The organism is Laceyella sacchari (genome assembly GCF_024927925.1).
In the GTDB taxonomy this organism is placed as follows: domain Bacteria; phylum Bacillota; class Bacilli; order Thermoactinomycetales; family Thermoactinomycetaceae; genus Laceyella; species Laceyella sacchari.
Genome location: NZ_CP103866.1, coordinates 301,908 through 317,694 on the forward strand (window position 1 = coordinate 301,908; position 15,787 = coordinate 317,694).

General features: G+C 51.3%; 16 protein-coding genes and 12 tRNA genes. 24 read left to right on the forward strand and 4 right to left on the reverse strand.

The features are described from left to right. Nucleotides 1-71 precede the first annotated feature (71 nt). Nucleotides 72-2,237 carry a Tex family protein gene (locus NYR52_RS01655; RefSeq protein ID WP_259436160.1) on the forward strand — a complete coding sequence of 722 codons (2,166 nt, stop codon included), beginning with the start codon at nucleotides 72-74 and terminating at the stop codon, nucleotides 2,235-2,237. A 117-nt stretch (nucleotides 2,238-2,354) separates the two neighbouring features. Continuing rightward, nucleotides 2,355-2,738: a hypothetical protein gene (locus NYR52_RS01660; RefSeq protein WP_259436161.1), complete on the forward strand. Its 384-nt coding sequence runs from the start codon at nucleotides 2,355-2,357 to the stop codon at nucleotides 2,736-2,738. Between the two features lie 85 nt (nucleotides 2,739-2,823). Here the strand turns inward: NYR52_RS01660 and cmpA are convergent, their stop codons facing one another. Continuing rightward, complete coding sequence (gene cmpA / locus NYR52_RS01665; protein ID WP_132223523.1) at nucleotides 2,824-2,946, reverse strand: cortex morphogenetic protein CmpA; 123 nt, start codon at nucleotides 2,944-2,946, stop codon at nucleotides 2,824-2,826. A gap of 74 nt (nucleotides 2,947-3,020) precedes the next feature. On the opposite strand from cmpA, the gene NYR52_RS01670 reads away from it, so the two are divergent. The 3 genes from NYR52_RS01670 to NYR52_RS01680 are packed head-to-tail and all read left to right on the forward strand — an operon-like array spanning nucleotide 3,021 to nucleotide 5,012. Then, nucleotides 3,021-3,479, forward strand: a complete 459-nt coding sequence (locus NYR52_RS01670) for a SprT family protein (protein WP_259436709.1) — start codon at nucleotides 3,021-3,023, stop codon at nucleotides 3,477-3,479. 21 nt (nucleotides 3,480-3,500) lie between these two features. Continuing rightward, a complete protein-coding gene (locus NYR52_RS01675; RefSeq protein ID WP_132223591.1) occupies nucleotides 3,501-4,058 on the forward strand; it encodes a thioredoxin family protein in 558 nt (185 codons plus the stop codon). A gap of 51 nt (nucleotides 4,059-4,109) precedes the next feature. Then, nucleotides 4,110-5,012 carry an NAD(P)-dependent oxidoreductase gene (locus tag NYR52_RS01680; protein WP_022738658.1) on the forward strand — a complete coding sequence of 301 codons (903 nt, stop codon included), beginning with the start codon at nucleotides 4,110-4,112 and terminating at the stop codon, nucleotides 5,010-5,012. Nucleotides 5,013-5,072: 60 nt separating this feature from the next. On the opposite strand, the gene NYR52_RS01685 is transcribed toward NYR52_RS01680, so the two are convergent. Then, complete coding sequence (locus NYR52_RS01685) at nucleotides 5,073-6,107, reverse strand: ThiF family adenylyltransferase (RefSeq protein WP_375163167.1); 1,035 nt, start codon at nucleotides 6,105-6,107, stop codon at nucleotides 5,073-5,075. Between the two features lie 110 nt (nucleotides 6,108-6,217). On the opposite strand from NYR52_RS01685, the gene NYR52_RS01690 reads away from it, so the two are divergent. From NYR52_RS01690 to NYR52_RS01740, 11 genes are all read left to right on the forward strand, one after another. Continuing rightward, entirely contained in the window at nucleotides 6,218-6,541 is a 324-nt protein-coding gene (locus NYR52_RS01690) for a hypothetical protein (RefSeq protein ID WP_102991369.1), read from the forward strand. A gap of 211 nt (nucleotides 6,542-6,752) precedes the next feature. Further along, nucleotides 6,753-7,454, forward strand: a complete 702-nt coding sequence (locus tag NYR52_RS01695; protein ID WP_158283406.1) for a Bax inhibitor-1/YccA family protein — start codon at nucleotides 6,753-6,755, stop codon at nucleotides 7,452-7,454. 271 nt (nucleotides 7,455-7,725) lie between these two features. Further along, nucleotides 7,726-7,800 (forward strand) — tRNA-Asn (locus NYR52_RS01700). Nucleotides 7,801-7,804: 4 nt separating this feature from the next. Continuing rightward, nucleotides 7,805-7,897 (forward strand) — tRNA-Ser (locus tag NYR52_RS01705). Nucleotides 7,898-7,909: 12 nt separating this feature from the next. Continuing rightward, nucleotides 7,910-7,986: transfer RNA gene (locus NYR52_RS01710), tRNA-Glu, on the forward strand. Nucleotides 7,987-7,990: 4 nt separating this feature from the next. Next, a tRNA-Val gene (locus tag NYR52_RS01715) sits at nucleotides 7,991-8,066 on the forward strand. An 8-nt stretch (nucleotides 8,067-8,074) separates the two neighbouring features. Further along, nucleotides 8,075-8,151: transfer RNA gene (locus NYR52_RS01720), tRNA-Asp, on the forward strand. A gap of 9 nt (nucleotides 8,152-8,160) precedes the next feature. Beyond that, nucleotides 8,161-8,236, forward strand: a tRNA-His gene (locus tag NYR52_RS01725). Between the two features lie 3 nt (nucleotides 8,237-8,239). Further along, nucleotides 8,240-8,314 (forward strand) — tRNA-Gln (locus tag NYR52_RS01730). An 11-nt stretch (nucleotides 8,315-8,325) separates the two neighbouring features. Continuing rightward, nucleotides 8,326-8,401 (forward strand) — tRNA-Lys (locus NYR52_RS01735). Nucleotides 8,402-8,616: 215 nt separating this feature from the next. Next, a complete protein-coding gene (locus NYR52_RS01740; RefSeq protein WP_259436162.1) occupies nucleotides 8,617-9,111 on the forward strand; it encodes an SgrR family transcriptional regulator in 495 nt (164 codons plus the stop codon). A 78-nt stretch (nucleotides 9,112-9,189) separates the two neighbouring features. Here NYR52_RS01740 and NYR52_RS01745 read toward each other — a convergent pair whose 3' ends face one another. Beyond that, nucleotides 9,190-10,170 carry a glycerophosphodiester phosphodiesterase family protein gene (locus NYR52_RS01745; RefSeq protein WP_259436163.1) on the reverse strand — a complete coding sequence of 327 codons (981 nt, stop codon included), beginning with the start codon at nucleotides 10,168-10,170 and terminating at the stop codon, nucleotides 9,190-9,192. 229 nt (nucleotides 10,171-10,399) lie between these two features. After that, on the reverse strand, nucleotides 10,400-12,073 hold the full coding sequence (locus NYR52_RS01750; RefSeq protein ID WP_259436164.1) for a glycosyl hydrolase family 18 protein: 1,674 nt from the start codon (nucleotides 12,071-12,073) through the stop codon (nucleotides 10,400-10,402). A 373-nt stretch (nucleotides 12,074-12,446) separates the two neighbouring features. Between NYR52_RS01750 and NYR52_RS01755 the strand changes: the two genes are divergently transcribed. The 8 genes from NYR52_RS01755 to tsaD all read left to right on the forward strand — a co-directional run bounded on the left by NYR52_RS01755 (nucleotide 12,447) and on the right by tsaD (nucleotide 15,686). Further along, nucleotides 12,447-12,530 (forward strand) — tRNA-Leu (locus NYR52_RS01755). 13 nt (nucleotides 12,531-12,543) lie between these two features. After that, nucleotides 12,544-12,629 (forward strand) — tRNA-Leu (locus tag NYR52_RS01760). Between the two features lie 15 nt (nucleotides 12,630-12,644). Next, nucleotides 12,645-12,721 (forward strand) — tRNA-Pro (locus NYR52_RS01765). A 28-nt stretch (nucleotides 12,722-12,749) separates the two neighbouring features. Continuing rightward, nucleotides 12,750-12,820, forward strand: a tRNA-Gly gene (locus NYR52_RS01770). Nucleotides 12,821-13,030: 210 nt separating this feature from the next. Then, nucleotides 13,031-13,489, forward strand: a complete 459-nt coding sequence (gene tsaE, locus NYR52_RS01775) for a tRNA (adenosine(37)-N6)-threonylcarbamoyltransferase complex ATPase subunit type 1 TsaE (RefSeq protein WP_132223541.1) — start codon at nucleotides 13,031-13,033, stop codon at nucleotides 13,487-13,489. Then, entirely contained in the window at nucleotides 13,486-14,211 is a 726-nt protein-coding gene (gene tsaB, locus NYR52_RS01780) for a tRNA (adenosine(37)-N6)-threonylcarbamoyltransferase complex dimerization subunit type 1 TsaB (protein WP_102991374.1), read from the forward strand. Before tsaE ends, tsaB begins: the two co-directional genes overlap by 4 nt. Continuing rightward, a complete protein-coding gene (gene rimI, locus NYR52_RS01785) occupies nucleotides 14,204-14,704 on the forward strand; it encodes a ribosomal protein S18-alanine N-acetyltransferase (protein WP_132223544.1) in 501 nt (166 codons plus the stop codon). The genes tsaB and rimI overlap by 8 nt, the downstream gene beginning before the upstream one ends. After that, a complete protein-coding gene (gene tsaD / locus NYR52_RS01790; protein WP_029072123.1) occupies nucleotides 14,673-15,686 on the forward strand; it encodes a tRNA (adenosine(37)-N6)-threonylcarbamoyltransferase complex transferase subunit TsaD in 1,014 nt (337 codons plus the stop codon). The genes rimI and tsaD overlap by 32 nt, the downstream gene beginning before the upstream one ends. The last annotated feature ends 101 nt before the right edge of the window (nucleotides 15,687-15,787 follow it).

A 15,787-nucleotide genomic window follows, 5' to 3' on the forward strand; every position in this document is an offset into this window, starting at 1 on the left:
TTATCTTTATATATTGGGGAATCATTTTCCTCGTGAGGTTGTTGTGATGGTTGAGGAAAGAAGGGTTGAATATGGATCAGCAACAGATGTTTCAACTGATCGCTACCGAAACGGCTGTCAAGCCGACGCAGGTGAAAGCGGCAGTTGAATTGATTGAAGAAGGCAACACCATCCCCTTTATCGCGCGCTATCGCAAAGAGCGCACAGGGGAACTGGATGAAGAGCAATTGCGGGCGATTGAAGAACGCTACCATTATCTCACCCAATTGAACCAACGCAAAGAAGAAGTGATTCGGCTCATTGACGAACAAGGGAAACTGACGGATGAGCTGACACAAAAAATCATGCAGTCAACCAAATTGCAAGAGGTGGAGGACTTATATCTTCCTTTCCGCCCCAAACGGAAGACCCGGGCGTCGATTGCCCGTGAAAAAGGGTTGGAGCCGTTGGCACGCGTGATGGCAGAGTCCTCTGAGGCAGAGACCGTTCAAGCGGCAGCAGCTTCGTACGTGGATGCGGAGAAGGGTGTGGACTCAGTCGATGCCGCATTGCAAGGTGCCATGGATATCTTGGCAGAAGAGCTTTCTGAAGACGCGGATATCCGCAAATGGGTGCGTGAATATACGTGGAAACACGGCATGTTGGTGTCCAAGGCTAAAGACCCGGAAGTCCGCACCGTTTATGAAATGTATTACGATTACAGTGAGCCTGTACATAAAATGCCACCGCATCGGATTTTGGCGGTTAACCGCGGGGAACGGGAAGAAGTCCTCAAAGTGAAGATTGAGGTGGATGAGGAGAAGATTTTCCTGCGATTGGCCAAGTGGTTTGCCGTTCCGGTCCACGCATACTTGACCCAAGTGGTGCAAGATAGCTATAAACGCCTGATTGCACCTTCCATCGAACGGGAAGTGCGGGCGCAGATGACAGAGCAGGCAGAGGAACAGGCAATCCGTATTTTCTCCGAGAATTTGCGTCCATTGCTGTTGCAACCGCCGGTTCGGGGCAAGATGGTGCTGGGCGTCGATCCGGCATACCGCACGGGTTGTAAATGGGCAGTGGTGGATGATACAGGAAAGATGTTGGAAGTGGGTGTAATCTATCCGACGCCGCCCCAGAACAAAGTTGCTGAGGCCAAAGCGGATGTGCTTGCTCTCTTGGATAAATATCCGATCAATATCATCGCGATTGGTAACGGTACCGCTTCCCGTGAAACCGAAGCTTTCATCGCCGATGTGATCAAAGAGGCAAAACGGCCGGTGTATTATATTATCGTCAATGAAGCGGGTGCCAGTGTTTACTCCGCTTCTAAAATCGCGAAAGAGGAATTCCCTGATCTGGACGCAGCTCGCCGAAGCGCGGTATCGATTGCCCGGCGCTTGCAAGATCCATTGGCTGAGTTGGTTAAGATCGATCCGAAATCGGTGGGTGTCGGCCAATATCAGCATGATGTGTCACAGAAACGCTTGAGTGAAAGCTTGACGCACGTGGTGGAATCTGCTGTGAACTACGTCGGAGTGGATGTAAACACAGCTTCTCCGTCTTTGCTGTCTTATGTGTCTGGAATCAGTGCTACCGTGGCCAAAAACATTGTGAAGCGGCGGGAAGAAGTGGGACGTTTTACTAAGCGGACAGATCTGAAAGAGGTACCACGCCTTGGAGCCAAGACGTATGAACAGAGTATCGGCTTTATGCGGATTCATGATGGTGAGAATCCTTTGGACCAAACGCCGATTCATCCGGAGTCTTATGCAGTGGTGGGAAGCTTGTTCGCCGAATTAGGTTTGGAGTTGGATCAGATCGGCAGCGATGCTTGCAAGGAGCGTCTTAAACAAGTGGATGTAGAGAGCATGGCCGAGCGGTTGGCATGTGGCGTGCCAACATTGAAGGATATTATCGAAGCGCTCTTGCGTCCAGGCCGCGACCCACGGGATGAACTGCCCAAACCGCTTCTGCGTTCTGATGTGTTGAAGCTGGAAGACTTGCATGTGGGGATGCAACTACAGGGAACCGTTCGCAATGTGGTCGATTTCGGCGCCTTTGTGGACATTGGCTTGAAGAATGATGGGTTGGTTCACATTTCCCGTTTAAGCGAACGGTTTGTCAAGAATCCGATGGATGTGGTGACAGTCGGTGATATTGTGGATGTGTGGGTATACAATGTGGATGTGGAGCGAGAACGGGTCGGGCTCAGCATGGTCCCGGTCAAACCTGAAAACGACAGCGAAGAAACATGATTCCGGAAAAAGCTACCGATGCGCCTGACGCACCGGTAGCTTTTTTGTCATGGGGTAGACTAAGGGCACCATTGTCCCAGATGGGGAATGCATATCTTGACAAAAGGTGGGTTGGTGATGCGTTTAAGTTTTGTTCCTGTTCGCGCCTTTGCGGCCGCGTTGGTGATGATCCTCAGCTTGGTTCCTTTCGAGGCTGGTGCTGAAGTGCGAGTGGTGCACTCGTTGCGGTTGGATGTGGGTACCCCTTCCGTTTGGAGTGGGTGGGAATCCCTTTCTGCGGGGGACCTTCGCGTCTCGATCCACAATGAGGGGCCGGGTATGGTGACTTTTTATGTCTTTATGCACTGTGACCATTTGCAATGTCCCACGCTGGTGAATGGCCAGGTGAAAGCGGGAGAACGAGTGCAGATAGACGTGGCACACCCAGCCGGAAAGTATATGTTTAAACTGGATAACGATTCACAGTTGGCTTCGCGCGCAATAGGCGTCTTTAGTCAATGAGAAAGCTGTGTCCCACATGACTACCCCCAGCCTTTTCAGGTAAGCTGGAGGAGGGATTCGCCTTTTGGTCCCGCCTCATTGGTTATCAACTAATCCGTTTTCCTTGATTGCACCGGTAGTGGAACCAACAGTGGTTCAACCATTGGATGAGCCGGCGGTCTTTCTTGGAAAAGGCATGCATCAGTTGTTTGATCAACCAGCTGGGCATTCCTTCTTCCTCCCTTGACGAAAATCACGGATAGGGTAATGTATGTTAAAAACGAGTGGTTTGTGTCAGGAGAGATGGCATTGACAGATTCGGAATTGCAGGCCTGGGTGGAATCGCTCTCATTGGCCTGCTTCGGCAAACCTTTTTTGCATGAAGCCCGGTTTAATCCGCGTTTGAAAACCACCGGCGGGCGTTATCATCTGGGGGATCACCGGATTGAAATGAATCCCAAGCATTTGGTTCATGGGCGAGAGGTTTTTGGTAAAATTGTTTTGCATGAATTGTGCCATTACCACTTGCATTTGGAGGGAAAAGGATACCGGCATCGCGATCGTGACTTTAAGCAGTTGCTCACTGCGGTTGGCGGCCTGCGATATGCGCCAAGGCTACCAGGACAGAAGCCGAAGTATGTGGTGCATTGTCTGGCGTGCGGCCGTCGAACCTTCCGACAACGCCAGATGCAAGTGGATCGGTATCGTTGCGCCCGATGCGGTGGCAGGTTGAAGCTGGAACACGTGGTAGCAAACAGTTAAACAAAGGAGATGGATGCCTTGATGACATTGAATGACTGGTTTGCGAAAGGCATGACCTTTGACACATATGTAAACAATATGCAGGTGAATCGTGACGAGTTGCTGTCCTTGTATGAGCAAGTCACCCTTACTGACGAGGAAGTAGCAACTTTGGCCAAAAGACGAACTGAACCCTGGCGGGTGATCGTGCTGACTGCCGACTGGTGCGGGGATGCCCTCTTATGCGTGCCCATTGTGAAACGGATCGCCGAAAGTGCGGGAATGGAGATGCGTTTCTTGATTCGCGACGAAAATCTGGAATTGATGGATCAGTATTTGACCAATGGTACATCGCGGTCGATTCCCATTTTCATCTTCATTGACGAAACAGGGAAAGAGCGGGCAGTCTGGGGGCCGCGCTCCCCTGAAGTGCAGGCGATGGTTGACCACATGCGTAGCGGATTGCCACCCAAGGATGACCCGCGCTTTGAAGCGGAGCAACGCGCAATGTACAAAGGGTTTCGCGAACGCTTGCTCAATGACCGCAGTTTGTGGCAATCGGTGGTTAACAGTGTGCTCGGCCGGTTAAGCGAAGCGTGAGCGGGGCTTGCCAGACGCATCTGTAGCGTTTGAAGAGGAAGGGGCAGGAGAATGGAAGGACTGAGAATCGGATTTATCGGCTTGGGGATCATGGGGAAATCGATGGCCCGCAATTTGCACCGAGCAGGTTTCAAAGTGACTGTTTGGAACCGGACAGCCGCCAAAATGGCCGAGGCTAAGGCTGAATGGGGCGCCCACCTCGCGGATTCGCCCAAGGATGTGGCGGCGCAAAGCAATGTAGTGATCACCATGGTTGGCGATACCCCAGATGTGCGGGAAGTGGTGGCTGGTGAAGAAGGAGTTTTGGCTGGCGCACGGCCAGGGACGGTTTTGATTGATATGAGCACCATTTCGCCCGAGGCGACGCGTGAGTTGGCAGAATTAGCGGCCGAACAAGGTGTGGCCATGCTAGATGCGCCTGTCAGTGGCGGGGATGTAGGAGCGCGCAATGGTACGCTTTCGATCATGGTCGGAGGAGAAGAAAAAGTGCTGGAGAAGGTGCGCCCGGTCTTAGAAGCGATGGGCAAGACGATTGTTCACTGCGGTCCGATTGGTGCTGGTCAGACAGTGAAGGCCTGCAATCAGATTTTGTGTGGGTTAAACTTGCTTGGCATGGTAGAGGCGTTGGCCTTTGCCAAAAAAAGCGGTGTGGACCTGGAGAAAATGATTCAAGTCACTTCGCAAGGGGCGGGCGGTTCATGGGCTCTCGCAAACTATGGGCCACGTGTAGTCAAAGGAGATCTGGATCCAGGCTTTTCTGTGCGCTTCCAACAAAAAGATTTGCGAATTGTGCTTGCTGAAGCGGAGCGGATGGAACTCCCGTTGTTGGGGACCGCTACCGTGCAACAATTGTTGCGTGCTGTGCAAGCACACGGCGGTAACGAGGATGGCACGCAAGCGTTGGTTCGGGTCATGGAACAATTGGGGAATGTGGAAATTACGCCAAAGCAATAGTGCGCTTTTTAGCTGATGGTAAGCAACAAGGCTCCGGAATACCCAGAGCCTTGTTGTTATTTAAAAACCGATATATTTGGCAACCAAGTTTTTAGCCAAAGCGGTATCGGTGGTACCTTGTACGAGGATGCGTCCATCCGGGAACACGGCCAGGCGGTGTTGTTCATCGATTTGCACCCGTAGCATAAAGGGGTTGCGTTCCGTTTCCCCGACATGGCGCAGACGCTCAGCCAAGCTGTCCAAATCCAGCTTCACTTGACCCAAAGAGATTTGAACGGATTGGCGTCCGCACATGGAGATTTCTTGCGCCTCCTTTTCCGCTGGATCGAGATAATCCCATTGCCGCTTGGCACAACAGGGGCATTGGTCGTTTTTTTGCGCAGACACCTGAAGTGCTTGGGCTTGATTGTGCCATAAATCGATGTGACGCATCCGCGTTTCCAAGGCTTCCTCTGCTCCGCATAGTAGCTTCAAGGCTTCTGTCGCTTGGTAAGCGGCGATGACATGGATGATAGGGCCGATCACTCCGGCTGTGTCGCATGTTTCTGTAGTGCCTGGCGCAGGGGCATCTGGAAACAAACAGCGCAAACAGGGGGTTACCCCAGGACGAATCGTATAACTCATGCCGCGCGCACTTACGGCACCGCCATAAATCCAAGGGACGCCATGTTTGACACTAAAATCGTTCACCAGATAGCGTACCTGGAAGTTATCCGAGCCGTCCAAGATCAGATCAACTCCGGATAACAATGACTCTGCGTTTTTCCATGTCAGATCCGTAACGTGGGCTTCCAGAGTCAGCGTGGAGTTAATCGCCCGTAATTTGCGTTCGGCGGCGACGGCTTTGGGCATGAAGTTTTGGGCATCTGCTTCGTCAAACAGCATTTGCCGTTGCAGATTGCTCTCTTCAACGAAGTCGCGGTCAATCAGGCGCAACATGCCCACTCCGGCGCGAGCCATATGGTTGGCCAAGGCTGTGCCCAGTGCCCCCAAGCCAACAATCGCTACCCGGGCCTGGCCCAACTTTTCCTGGCCGCTTGGACCGATGGGGGCGAACAGCATTTGGCGTGAATAACGGTTCATGTCTATGTTCATCAGTGAGTACGCCTCCTTCAATCCAAATTATAGCGAATTTTGAAAGCTGGCGGATGTGGAATGAATTTCTGGCTTGTGGGGAAGGGTTAAAGGATGAGGAGGTAGGGCAAATGGAAAAAAAGACGTACTACGTGACGGTTGACATCGGGCCGCGAGCAGGCGAGATTAGAGAAACCCTCGATGTGAACGACCCCAATTACGATTTTGAAATTGAAGCGACACCGGAAGAGATTAATCGTTTGGAGCAGATGTTCAACCAAGTGGAAGACACCGATTTTTCTACATTTGTGTTGGCGCATATCCCATTTTTGGATAATGAACGGAAAGAAAATGTGACCGAAGACAAACAAATTGAGAAGATCTACCGTACCATTTATGAATTGGGGACGCCGGAAACCAAAGAACGGATGCGGAGCGCCGGGTTAGTGCGTTGACATCTAGGTGGTCGGTTGTAAGCGGATATCAGCAACTTTTGAAACTACTTATAAACAAAAGATCGAAAATTAGCATTGAAAGCGGTTACAAACGCTTTGTCTAAACGGACTCCCTTCGCAAGCAAACATACTTTTTGATATACTTAGGCTGTGCATGCTTCTGGTTTTGGAAGTTGGGCACAAAAAAAGTATGTTCGGAGGGAACGTACCGATGAATCAAACGCAGTTTAACAACGGTGCAGGTAGCGCCGTCGCCTCGCGGACAAACACAATGCTACCTCGCGTGTTTTTGTTGATGTTCATGGGTTTGACCATGACCGCTATTATCGCGTATGTATTGGGAACAAATCAAAATGTGGTTCAAGCACTCCTGCAAAACTCGGGGATCTTCTGGGGGATCTGGATCGTGCAATTGGTGTTGGTTTTCGGATTGTCGGCCTTGATCAACCGCATTCCCGCCTTTGTGGCCAACATCGCCTTTTTCGTGTATGCAGCGGTAACTGGAGTCAGCTTTTCGGTTCTGATGGTGTTTTTCAGCTTAGATAGCATCGCCGGGGCGTTTTTCATCGCCGCGGGCATGTTTGGCATCAGCGCATTGGTTGGTTACACCACGAAGATGGACCTGTCCAAGATTGGCTTTTTGGCGCTGATGTTGGTGTTGGGTCTGATTTTGGCATCGCTGGTCAATATCTTCTTCCTGAAGAGCGGCATGATCGAATTGATCATCTCTTACGCCATGGTGATTCTGTTCACGATTGTCACTGCATATGATATGCAGACCATCAAGCATATGAGCGAGATGAATATGGACGAAGAGAACGTGAACAAGTATGCGATTTATGGCGCTTTGATGTTGTACATCGACTTCATCATGATCTTCAGAAACTTGCTTGCCATTTTGAACGACGATTAATATGTGGCCCCCTGCAAGTGTTTGCAGGGGGAGTTTTTATATGGAGAAAAGGGTTCCACGCGCATGTGCACTAGGCCAATTGAAGCATAAAATTTTTTAAAGTATTTTGGTGTAAAAGCTCTTGACTCCTGGTGTTCTCCATGTTAAATTATTAATTGTCACTGCTCCCTGATGCAGTGGAAACAGAGAAAAACAAAGAACCATAAAAAGTTCTTGCAAATTGAAATCAAATGCGATATAATGAATCACGTCGCTGATAATTTTAAAATATTCCTCAGTAGCTCAATGGCAGAGCAACCGGCTGTTAACCGGTAGGTTGTAGGTTCGAGTCCTACCTGAGGAGCCAACGCGGAGAGATACTCAAGAGGCCGAAGAGGACGGTTTGCTAAACCGTTAGGGGGCTACTAAGCCCCGCGAGGGTTCGAATCCCTCTCTCTCCGCCATTTATATGCCTTGGCCCGTTGGTGAAGCGGTTTAACACACTAGCCTTTCACGCTAGCATGCAGGGGTTCGAATCCCCTACGGGTCACCAATATGGACGCTTAGCTCAGCTGGGAGAGCATCTGCCTTACAAGCAGAGGGTCGGCGGTTCGATCCCGTCAGCGTCCACCATATTTTGTGGAGCTGTGGTGTAGAGGCCTAACATGCCTGCCTGTCACGCAGGAGATCGCGGGTTCGAATCCCGTCAGCTCCGCCATTTTTCTTGGCGGCCGTGGCGAAGTGGTTAACGCACCGGATTGTGGCTCCGGCATTCGAGGGTTCGATTCCCTCCGGTCGCCCCACTTTGGGGGATAGCCAAGCGGTAAGGCAACGGACTTTGACTCCGTCATGCGTAGGTTCGATCCCTACTCCCCCAGCCATTTTTTTTTGCGAGCCATTAGCTCAGTTGGTAGAGCACCTGACTTTTAATCAGGGTGTCGAAGGTTCGAGTCCTTCATGGCTCACCACAACACATTAAGCAGTTGGGCATGACTGCATGCAGACAGGGTTCAAAATGAGAACGCCTTTTTTTATGCCCATCAACGCCTTATTGTCGGATTGAACCGACAGTGGGGCGTTTTTTTTGAATAGATCCTATGGTGTGCGGAGTCTTTATGCGTAACTTATAGCAATCAGTGATGCATCATCCACTATCGAGTGGCAGGGATTGCGGGGTGATTTTGTGAAAACGGCGGAGCATTATTTGGAGTTAAGGTATCGGCTACGGAATGTGGCCAATCATTGCTCCATCTATGTCAGTTTGGATGAGTTGGCGTCCATCCTTTATTGTTCTACACGAAATGTGAAACGCATCCTGAGCAATATGCAAGAAGACGGCCTGATCTATTGGAAACCGGGAGGCGGTCGTGGGCACCGGTCCAAACTGCTGTTCAGGTGCTCGTTGGAAGAAGCGTTAACCACCCATATTGATGCTTTGTTGCATCGGGGAGCATTCAAAGAAGCGATTCGTTGGCTTAAACGGGAAGGCATTCCCGCCCGGGTACGGGAACGTTGTTATCGTGAAGTGTTAGCGGCGCTGAGCTTTCCGCGCATTCATGTTAGGGAGATAGAAGGACTAAACCGAACATGGCCATCTGGCATTGTGCCGGCGATGGTTTCCACGAATACAGGAAGGTGGCTGTTTGTGGATGGTCAAGACGGCGATAATAGAAAATAAAAGAGTAGAGAAAGCCCGGCACTGGTCTGCCGGGCTTTTTTATACCTATCTCCCCTGGACAACGTGATGTTGGAAAGATTACTGCGTCCGCCGCTGGATAAGAGGGGCGATGCGGTCGATGCGGTTGGTCCAGATGCCACCTGTGTAGTTTTCTGGCAAATGGTTGAGGTCTTCGGCGGTGTCAAAACCGGCGGAAAACCCATCACCATCCCGGACGAGAATGGTTCGTGTGCCTGCCTCGTTCATCCGGGCTAAGAAACGGTGGGGCCAACCCCACAACCATGGCGCGGCGTAATCGGGAACATGGAGTTGCGTGTGTTTGCATGCGTCTGGTACGATACCGGTCCAACCGATGGCTATGTAAGGAAGCAGACACTTTTTCAGTGAGGCTTTGGACATGGTGCGCAGATGGGGAAGTTGCTGTTCCAGAGCGGCAATGGGTTCATCTCCACCATATACGGTGATCCGGGATAAGCGGTCGGCAGGCAAGGTGGCCAACCGACGGGCTAGTTGAGTTCCTTCCGCAGGGTCGTTGCTTTTCACATGGATCAGCAACTCCTGCTTGGGAAACGCGGCCAGCACTTCGTCAAGCGAAGGCATTAGCCCCACTCCTTTGCCGCGGAATGGAAACGTTTTGCCGCCGTCAGCAGTGTATCCGTAACCGATATCCAACTTCTTCAGTTCAGACAGCGTATACTCATGCGTCACACCGGTAGCATTTGTCCGGCAATCGAGTGTCCAGTCATGAAAAACAGCAAACTGGCCATCTTTGGTGGGATGAACATCCAATTCCACCATATCGGCCCCGGCGGCAAACGCCGCTCGCATGGATGGGAGCGTATTTTCGAGGTAGGGGTGTTCAGGTGGATAAATTCGCTCCGCTGTACAAGTGTCATTGGTCAGCCCCTTCATGTCGAATGTTTGCCCAAGTCCCCGGTGCGCCAGCAACATGGGCTTTTGAGCGGATGGGTTGGTGAAGAGCGAGCTGTTGTTGAAATATACGAACACGATCAAGCCCAGCACCACCCAGAATCGCTTTTTCTTAAGTAGTCGCTTCATCTTTGGTAGCCCTCCATTTCGCGGTTGTCTATTAAATGGAGCAATATGATTGCGGTATGGAATGAATGTTTTCACTTCTCATTTTACTGACGGAGGGTGAAAGAAAAAGGGCTTTTCAGACGGTCTATGTCCCCGTTTTTGTGCGATAGGGGCCTAAGGGGGGCGACAATCGAGTGTAGGGCACAAAAAAAGCGGCTGCTCTACGTCCAGCCGCTTAGTTGTTATTTGTTTATTTTAAGTCGTTGTACAATTTGTTGAGCAATGTTTGGTTGCGGTCGCTTGACAACTCCCAGACCATGGCACCAGCCAAGCCTTTGGATTTGAGATAAGCGGTTTTGTGGCCAAAGGATTCCGCATCATCATAGGAAATGAACACTTTGTTGGTTGGATTGTACAGATAGGGTACTTTGGAGACCGAATTCCAGTAGCGGGTGTAACCATTTTTATTGATATAGTTGTTTTCCAGGTCAGAGAAGTCGAACACGCCATTTTCCCATGTTCCTTGGGAAGGGCCATTACAGGTTTGGAATTGGCCGTTGTTGGTAGCAGGGCAATCTTTCCAACCGCGCCCATAGAATGGCATGCCCAGTACCAATTTGGAGGCGGGAACGCCTTTATTCAGGAAGCCGTTTACAGCAGCATCAATGTTGTAAGTGTCGCGCTTAGGATGGGGATCACTGGGGTCCGCATAGAGCGGAGCATTATGTCCGTTGGCGTTTTCCCATGCGCCACGGAAATCATAGGTCATGATGTTGATCCAATCCACATAGTTTTTCACTTTGTCTATTTCAGTATTGTCGTTGTAGTAGCTGGGGCTGGCGCCTGCAGCGATGGTCAAAAGATAATGTTTGCCGTCAGCTTGTCCGGCTGCGTCCAGTTTTTCCCGCACTTTTGCAAGGAGCAAGGTAAAGTTTTGCTTATCCTCGGGACGTCCGGGATTTAAACCGCCGCCCACGGGATACTCCCAGTCAAGATCGACGCCGTCAAAACCGTATTGTCTGATGAAACGAACCGCGCTGTCGGCGAAGCGGGTGCGCGATGCGTCAGTGAGGGCTGCATCGGAGAATCCGCCGGACCAAGTCCAACCGCCAACGGAAATCAATGTTTTCAAGTGGGGATATTTCTGCTTCAACTTAGTCAATTGATTGAAATTGCCACGCTGACAGCCAGGATCCCAGCAATCGCCGGGGAACGCTTTATCCGTGTCTGCGTAAGTGTCTCCAACGACGATTTCACCGTTGGCGATGTTAGCAAAGGCGTAATTGAGGTGTGTGATTTTAGAAGCGTCGATATCCGCTACTTGATAGTTTCGTGCATAGGTGGACCAACTGGTATAGTAGGCTACGATCTTGTGTGAGCTGGGGTTGGGATTTGGATTGGTGCCGTTTGCCTTGGTTTTCACTGTCACCGCGTTGCTCGGATCGGATACGTTGCCGGCTTTGTCTTTGGCTTTGACTGTATAGGTGTAAGCGGTGTCCGCGGTTAAACCGGTATCGGTGTAAGTGGTGGCGGTGGCAGTACCCGCTTTGGTGTTGCCGCGATAAATCTCATATTGGGTAACACCGACATTGTCACTGGAAGCGTTCCAAGAGAGGGAGATGGAGGATGCCGTTTGAGCGGTTGAGACGAGGTTGGTCGGTGCAGTGGGCGGCTCCGTGTCGTCTCCAGCGCCATCAGTCAACTTCCACAGCGCAGGAGCGTTGGGCGGCTCCCAACCAGTAAGGGAAGTATGGGATTGTAAGCATTGGTAAACGCTTCCTTGATAAGTCACAACATCGCCTACATTATAAGCGGTATTCGGTTGCCATTCACTGGCCGCTAAGGCGCCTGGCGGCACAAGGGCAACGAGCAGCAACAAAACCATGGCGATACAAAGGAATTTACCTGCTGATCTTCTTCTCATGATGTCACTCCTTTGGTTGTGAGATGGGCAGGATGAATTATGATGACCATTGCAAAGGATATAGACGACTGATTGTATAGACAACTATACGTGATTCGATTATTATTATATAATCTTCATATTATTTAATCAATAATAATGTGCGCTTCTCATTTTTGCATGTAAAAGTAAGAATGATAACTGAACTTGTACACAGACCATGTGAAGCAAGAGCCGTTGGTCTTTCACGAAAAACAACGTTCTTCCTGATTAGGATGAAGACATAATATTCGATCTTAAAAAACCTGTTGACTTTGTGCACTATCCATGTTAAATTTATTCTTGTCGATTGAGAGCGACATGGTATATGAGTTGAAATAAACCGATTTTGTGAGCGGGTGTGGCGGAATTGGCAGACGCACTAGATTTAGGTTCTAGCGCCTCTGGCGTGGGGGTTCAAGTCCCTCCACCCGCACCATGGACTTACACATGCGGTCGTGGTGGAACTGGCAGACACGCTATCTTGAGGGGGTAGTGGTCCCTGACCGTGCGAGTTCGAGTCTCGCCGACCGCACCATTTTCATCATAACTTCGGGGTGTGGCTCAGCTTGGTAGAGCGCCTCGTTCGGGACGAGGAGGTCGCAGGTTCAAATCCTGTCACCCCGACCATGTCAATTGAAACAGCACGATAGTGTACGCGGGTGTAGTTCAGTGGTAGAACATCGGCCTTCCAAGCCGAATGCGAGGGTTCGATTCCCTTCACCCGCTCTGGAGAATGAACGAGGGGACCGTGGCATAAGCTGCGGTCCTTTGTTTATTGCATAGTTGACCATCATGGTGGGAAAAGCTGTGAACAGATCGAAGGATGCGGGCAAAGTGAGATGTTTGGTAAACTGTGTGTGAGTGTGTAGCCGTTGATAGGCGGCTTTCTTCTAATAGAAAGGTTGGGAGAGCCAATTTCTGAAGTTGGGTGATCGTATGGAAAAGGTATGCGTACTGACCACGAAATCGGAACAAATGACCCGGGCGCTGGCGGTTCGGCTGGCCGGATTGCTTCGCGCCGGTGATGTTTTGGCTTTGGAAGGGGACTTGGGCGCTGGAAAAACGGCGTTTGCCAAAGGGATCGCCGAAGGACTCGCTGTCCAGGAAGAGGTAGACAGCCCCACCTTCACGATCATTAAAGAGTATGAAGGCAAGCTTCCGCTTTATCATATGGATGTGTACCGTTTGGATGGCGTGGAAGAAATAGGGCTGGACGATTATTTTTACGGCGACGGCGTGTGTGTGGTCGAATGGGCTTCACGCGTGGAGCCTTGGTTGCCGGAAGAGACGCTGTGGCTCAACTTCTCCGTCCGTGGCGATGGATCGAGGGAGATTGCTTGCTACTCCAGCCATGCGCGGTGGGAATCGGTCTGTAAGGAGTTGGGTGTTGAATGAAGTTATTGGCGATGGACACATCTACGTTGGTGTTGGGTGTGGCCGTTTACGATGCGGAATCGGATCGGGTATTGGGCGAAGTGATGACCAATCTGCATAAAAACCATTCGGTGCGCTTGATGCCTGCGGTGGATCGGTTGCTTGCTGATCTGGAGCTGTCGATTGAGGAGATTGGTGCGTTGGCGGTCACCGCCGGACCAGGCTCCTATACGGGAATTCGCATCGGCGTGACGACGGCGAAGACGATGGCTTGGGCGCGCCAGTTGCCGCTGTACAGCGAATCGAGCTTGACGGTGCTGGCGATGAATGGGTTGAACTATCCCGGTCTGGTGGTGCCGATGTTTGATGCGCGGAGGCAACGGGCATACACGGGCGTATACCGTGGGCAACGGGGAGTGCCGACCGAAGTCTTGCCCCAGCAAGTGATGGAAGTGAGCGCGTTATTGGACTGGTTGCGGGAGCGGGAAGAACCGGTTCTGTTCTTGGGAGATGATGTGGCCAAGTTTCGTGAAAGCATCCGAGAGGCACTGGGTGAGCGAGCCGTGTGGGGCAATGCTGCGGATCACATTCCGCGTGCTGCGCAATTGGCGTGGTTGTGCGGACAGAAATGGAAGGCGCATCAACCGCCAGAGCACGCCGATTTTACGCCGAATTATTTGCAAATCACCGAAGCGGAAGCCAATTGGTTGAAAAAGAGGGGAAAGGCAGAGGCGAATGAGTGAGAAACGTGAGGGGGCCGTCACTTTCCGGCCGATGGAGTTGTTGGATTTGACGCGCATCGCTGAAGTGGAAAACCTCTCCTTTCCCACCCCTTGGCCCAGAAAAGCATTTTATAATGAGCTGGTGCTCAACCAGTTTGCCCACTATACGGTGGTATGTGTCGACGGGGAGATTGTGGGTTATTGCGGGTTTTGGCTGATTTTGGATGAAGCGCACATCACCAATGTAGCCATCCATCCAGATTACCGTGGGCGGGGATTGGGAAAACGGCTGTTGCTTCACGTGATGCAGTTGGCGCGGGAGCTGGGGGCCACTTCCATGACATTGGAAGTACGGGTTTCCAACCATGTGGCCCAGGCGCTGTATGAACAGTTGGGTTTTGTCCGCTCAGGAGTGAGAAAAGCGTATTACACCGATAATAAAGAAGATGCCATAATCATGTGGGTGACATTGCATGAACAAGATGAACAATCAACCTCTCATATTGGGAATTGAAACAAGCTGTGACGAAACATCGGCTGCAGTGGTTCGCGGAGGAACCGAATGCCTGTCCAATGTGATTTCGTCGCAGATGGATGTACACAAGAAATTTGGCGGGGTCGTGCCGGAGGTGGCTTCGCGTCGGCATGTTGAGCGCATCACCTTGATTATTCAGAAGGCCTTGGAAGAGGCGAAGGTGAAGATGGAGGAAATTGATGCAATTGCGGTGACGCAGGGCCCCGGATTGGTGGGTGCTTTGCTCATCGGTGTGACTGCCGCCAAAGCCCTGGCGTATGCTACTGGGAAGCCACTCGTGCCGGTTCACCACATCGCGGGGCACATTTACGCCAATCATTTGGTGGAACCCCTCACCTTTCCGCTGGTTGCCCTTGTTGTATCGGGCGGGCATACGGAGCTGATCCACATGGATCGTCACAACCATTTCCGCCGTCTGGGCAAAACCCGGGATGACGCCGCTGGGGAAGCTTTTGACAAAGTGGCTCGCCTCATGAAGTTGCCGTATCCGGGAGGTCCGCAGATTGACCGATTAGCGGCACAAGGAGAACCCACCTACGATTTGCCGCGGGCTTGGCTGGAGCCCGGGTCGTTTGATTTTAGCTTCAGCGGGTTGAAATCTGCGGTGATGAATTTGATGCACAATGCTAGCCAACGCGGAGAAGAGATTCGGTATGTTGATTTGGCGGCCAGTTTTCAGGAGGCGGCGCTAGACGTGTTGGTGGAGAAATCGATTCGCGCCGCAAAGGAAACCGGTGTAGAGCAATTGGTGTTGGCTGGTGGAGTATCGGCGAACAGCGCCTTGCGCATTCGCTTATTAGAACGATGCAAAGAAGAGGGCATCCGGCTGGCGATCCCGCCGTTGGAGTTGTGCACGGACAACGCGGCGATGATTGCCGCGGCAGGAACATATCAGTTTTTGGACGGCGTGTTGGCTGATTTGGAGCTTAATGCGGATGCCAACTTACCATTAATAAAATAAACGCAAGGTAAGGGATGAGGAGAGTTACTGCCAGGGAGGGCGGTAACTCTTTTTGTGTATAAATTGTGGATGAATTTGTGGATAACCAGTTGCTTGTATAC

What these genes read in the sequence shown, in the direction of transcription:
- NYR52_RS01655 (WP_259436160.1), top strand. Translation starts at nt 72, where the DNA reads ATGGATCAGCAACAGATGTTTCAACTGATCGCTACCGAAACGGCTGTC.
- NYR52_RS01660 (WP_259436161.1), top strand. Translation starts at nt 2,355, where the DNA reads ATGCGTTTAAGTTTTGTTCCTGTTCGCGCCTTTGCGGCCGCGTTGGTG.
- cmpA (WP_132223523.1), bottom strand. Translation starts at nt 2,946, where the DNA reads ATGCCCAGCTGGTTGATCAAACAACTGATGCATGCCTTTTCCAAGAAA.
- NYR52_RS01670 (WP_259436709.1), top strand. Translation starts at nt 3,021, where the DNA reads ATGGCATTGACAGATTCGGAATTGCAGGCCTGGGTGGAATCGCTCTCA.
- NYR52_RS01675 (WP_132223591.1), top strand. Translation starts at nt 3,501, where the DNA reads ATGACATTGAATGACTGGTTTGCGAAAGGCATGACCTTTGACACATAT.
- NYR52_RS01680 (WP_022738658.1), top strand. Translation starts at nt 4,110, where the DNA reads ATGGAAGGACTGAGAATCGGATTTATCGGCTTGGGGATCATGGGGAAA.
- NYR52_RS01685 (WP_375163167.1), bottom strand. Translation starts at nt 6,107, where the DNA reads ATGAACATAGACATGAACCGTTATTCACGCCAAATGCTGTTCGCCCCC.
- NYR52_RS01690 (WP_102991369.1), top strand. Translation starts at nt 6,218, where the DNA reads ATGGAAAAAAAGACGTACTACGTGACGGTTGACATCGGGCCGCGAGCA.
- NYR52_RS01695 (WP_158283406.1), top strand. Translation starts at nt 6,753, where the DNA reads ATGAATCAAACGCAGTTTAACAACGGTGCAGGTAGCGCCGTCGCCTCG.
- NYR52_RS01745 (WP_259436163.1), bottom strand. Translation starts at nt 10,170, where the DNA reads ATGAAGCGACTACTTAAGAAAAAGCGATTCTGGGTGGTGCTGGGCTTG.
- NYR52_RS01750 (WP_259436164.1), bottom strand. Translation starts at nt 12,073, where the DNA reads ATGAGAAGAAGATCAGCAGGTAAATTCCTTTGTATCGCCATGGTTTTG.
- tsaE (WP_132223541.1), top strand. Translation starts at nt 13,031, where the DNA reads ATGGAAAAGGTATGCGTACTGACCACGAAATCGGAACAAATGACCCGG.
- tsaB (WP_102991374.1), top strand. Translation starts at nt 13,486, where the DNA reads ATGAAGTTATTGGCGATGGACACATCTACGTTGGTGTTGGGTGTGGCC.
- rimI (WP_132223544.1), top strand. Translation starts at nt 14,204, where the DNA reads ATGAGTGAGAAACGTGAGGGGGCCGTCACTTTCCGGCCGATGGAGTTG.
- tsaD (WP_029072123.1), top strand. Translation starts at nt 14,673, where the DNA reads ATGAACAATCAACCTCTCATATTGGGAATTGAAACAAGCTGTGACGAA.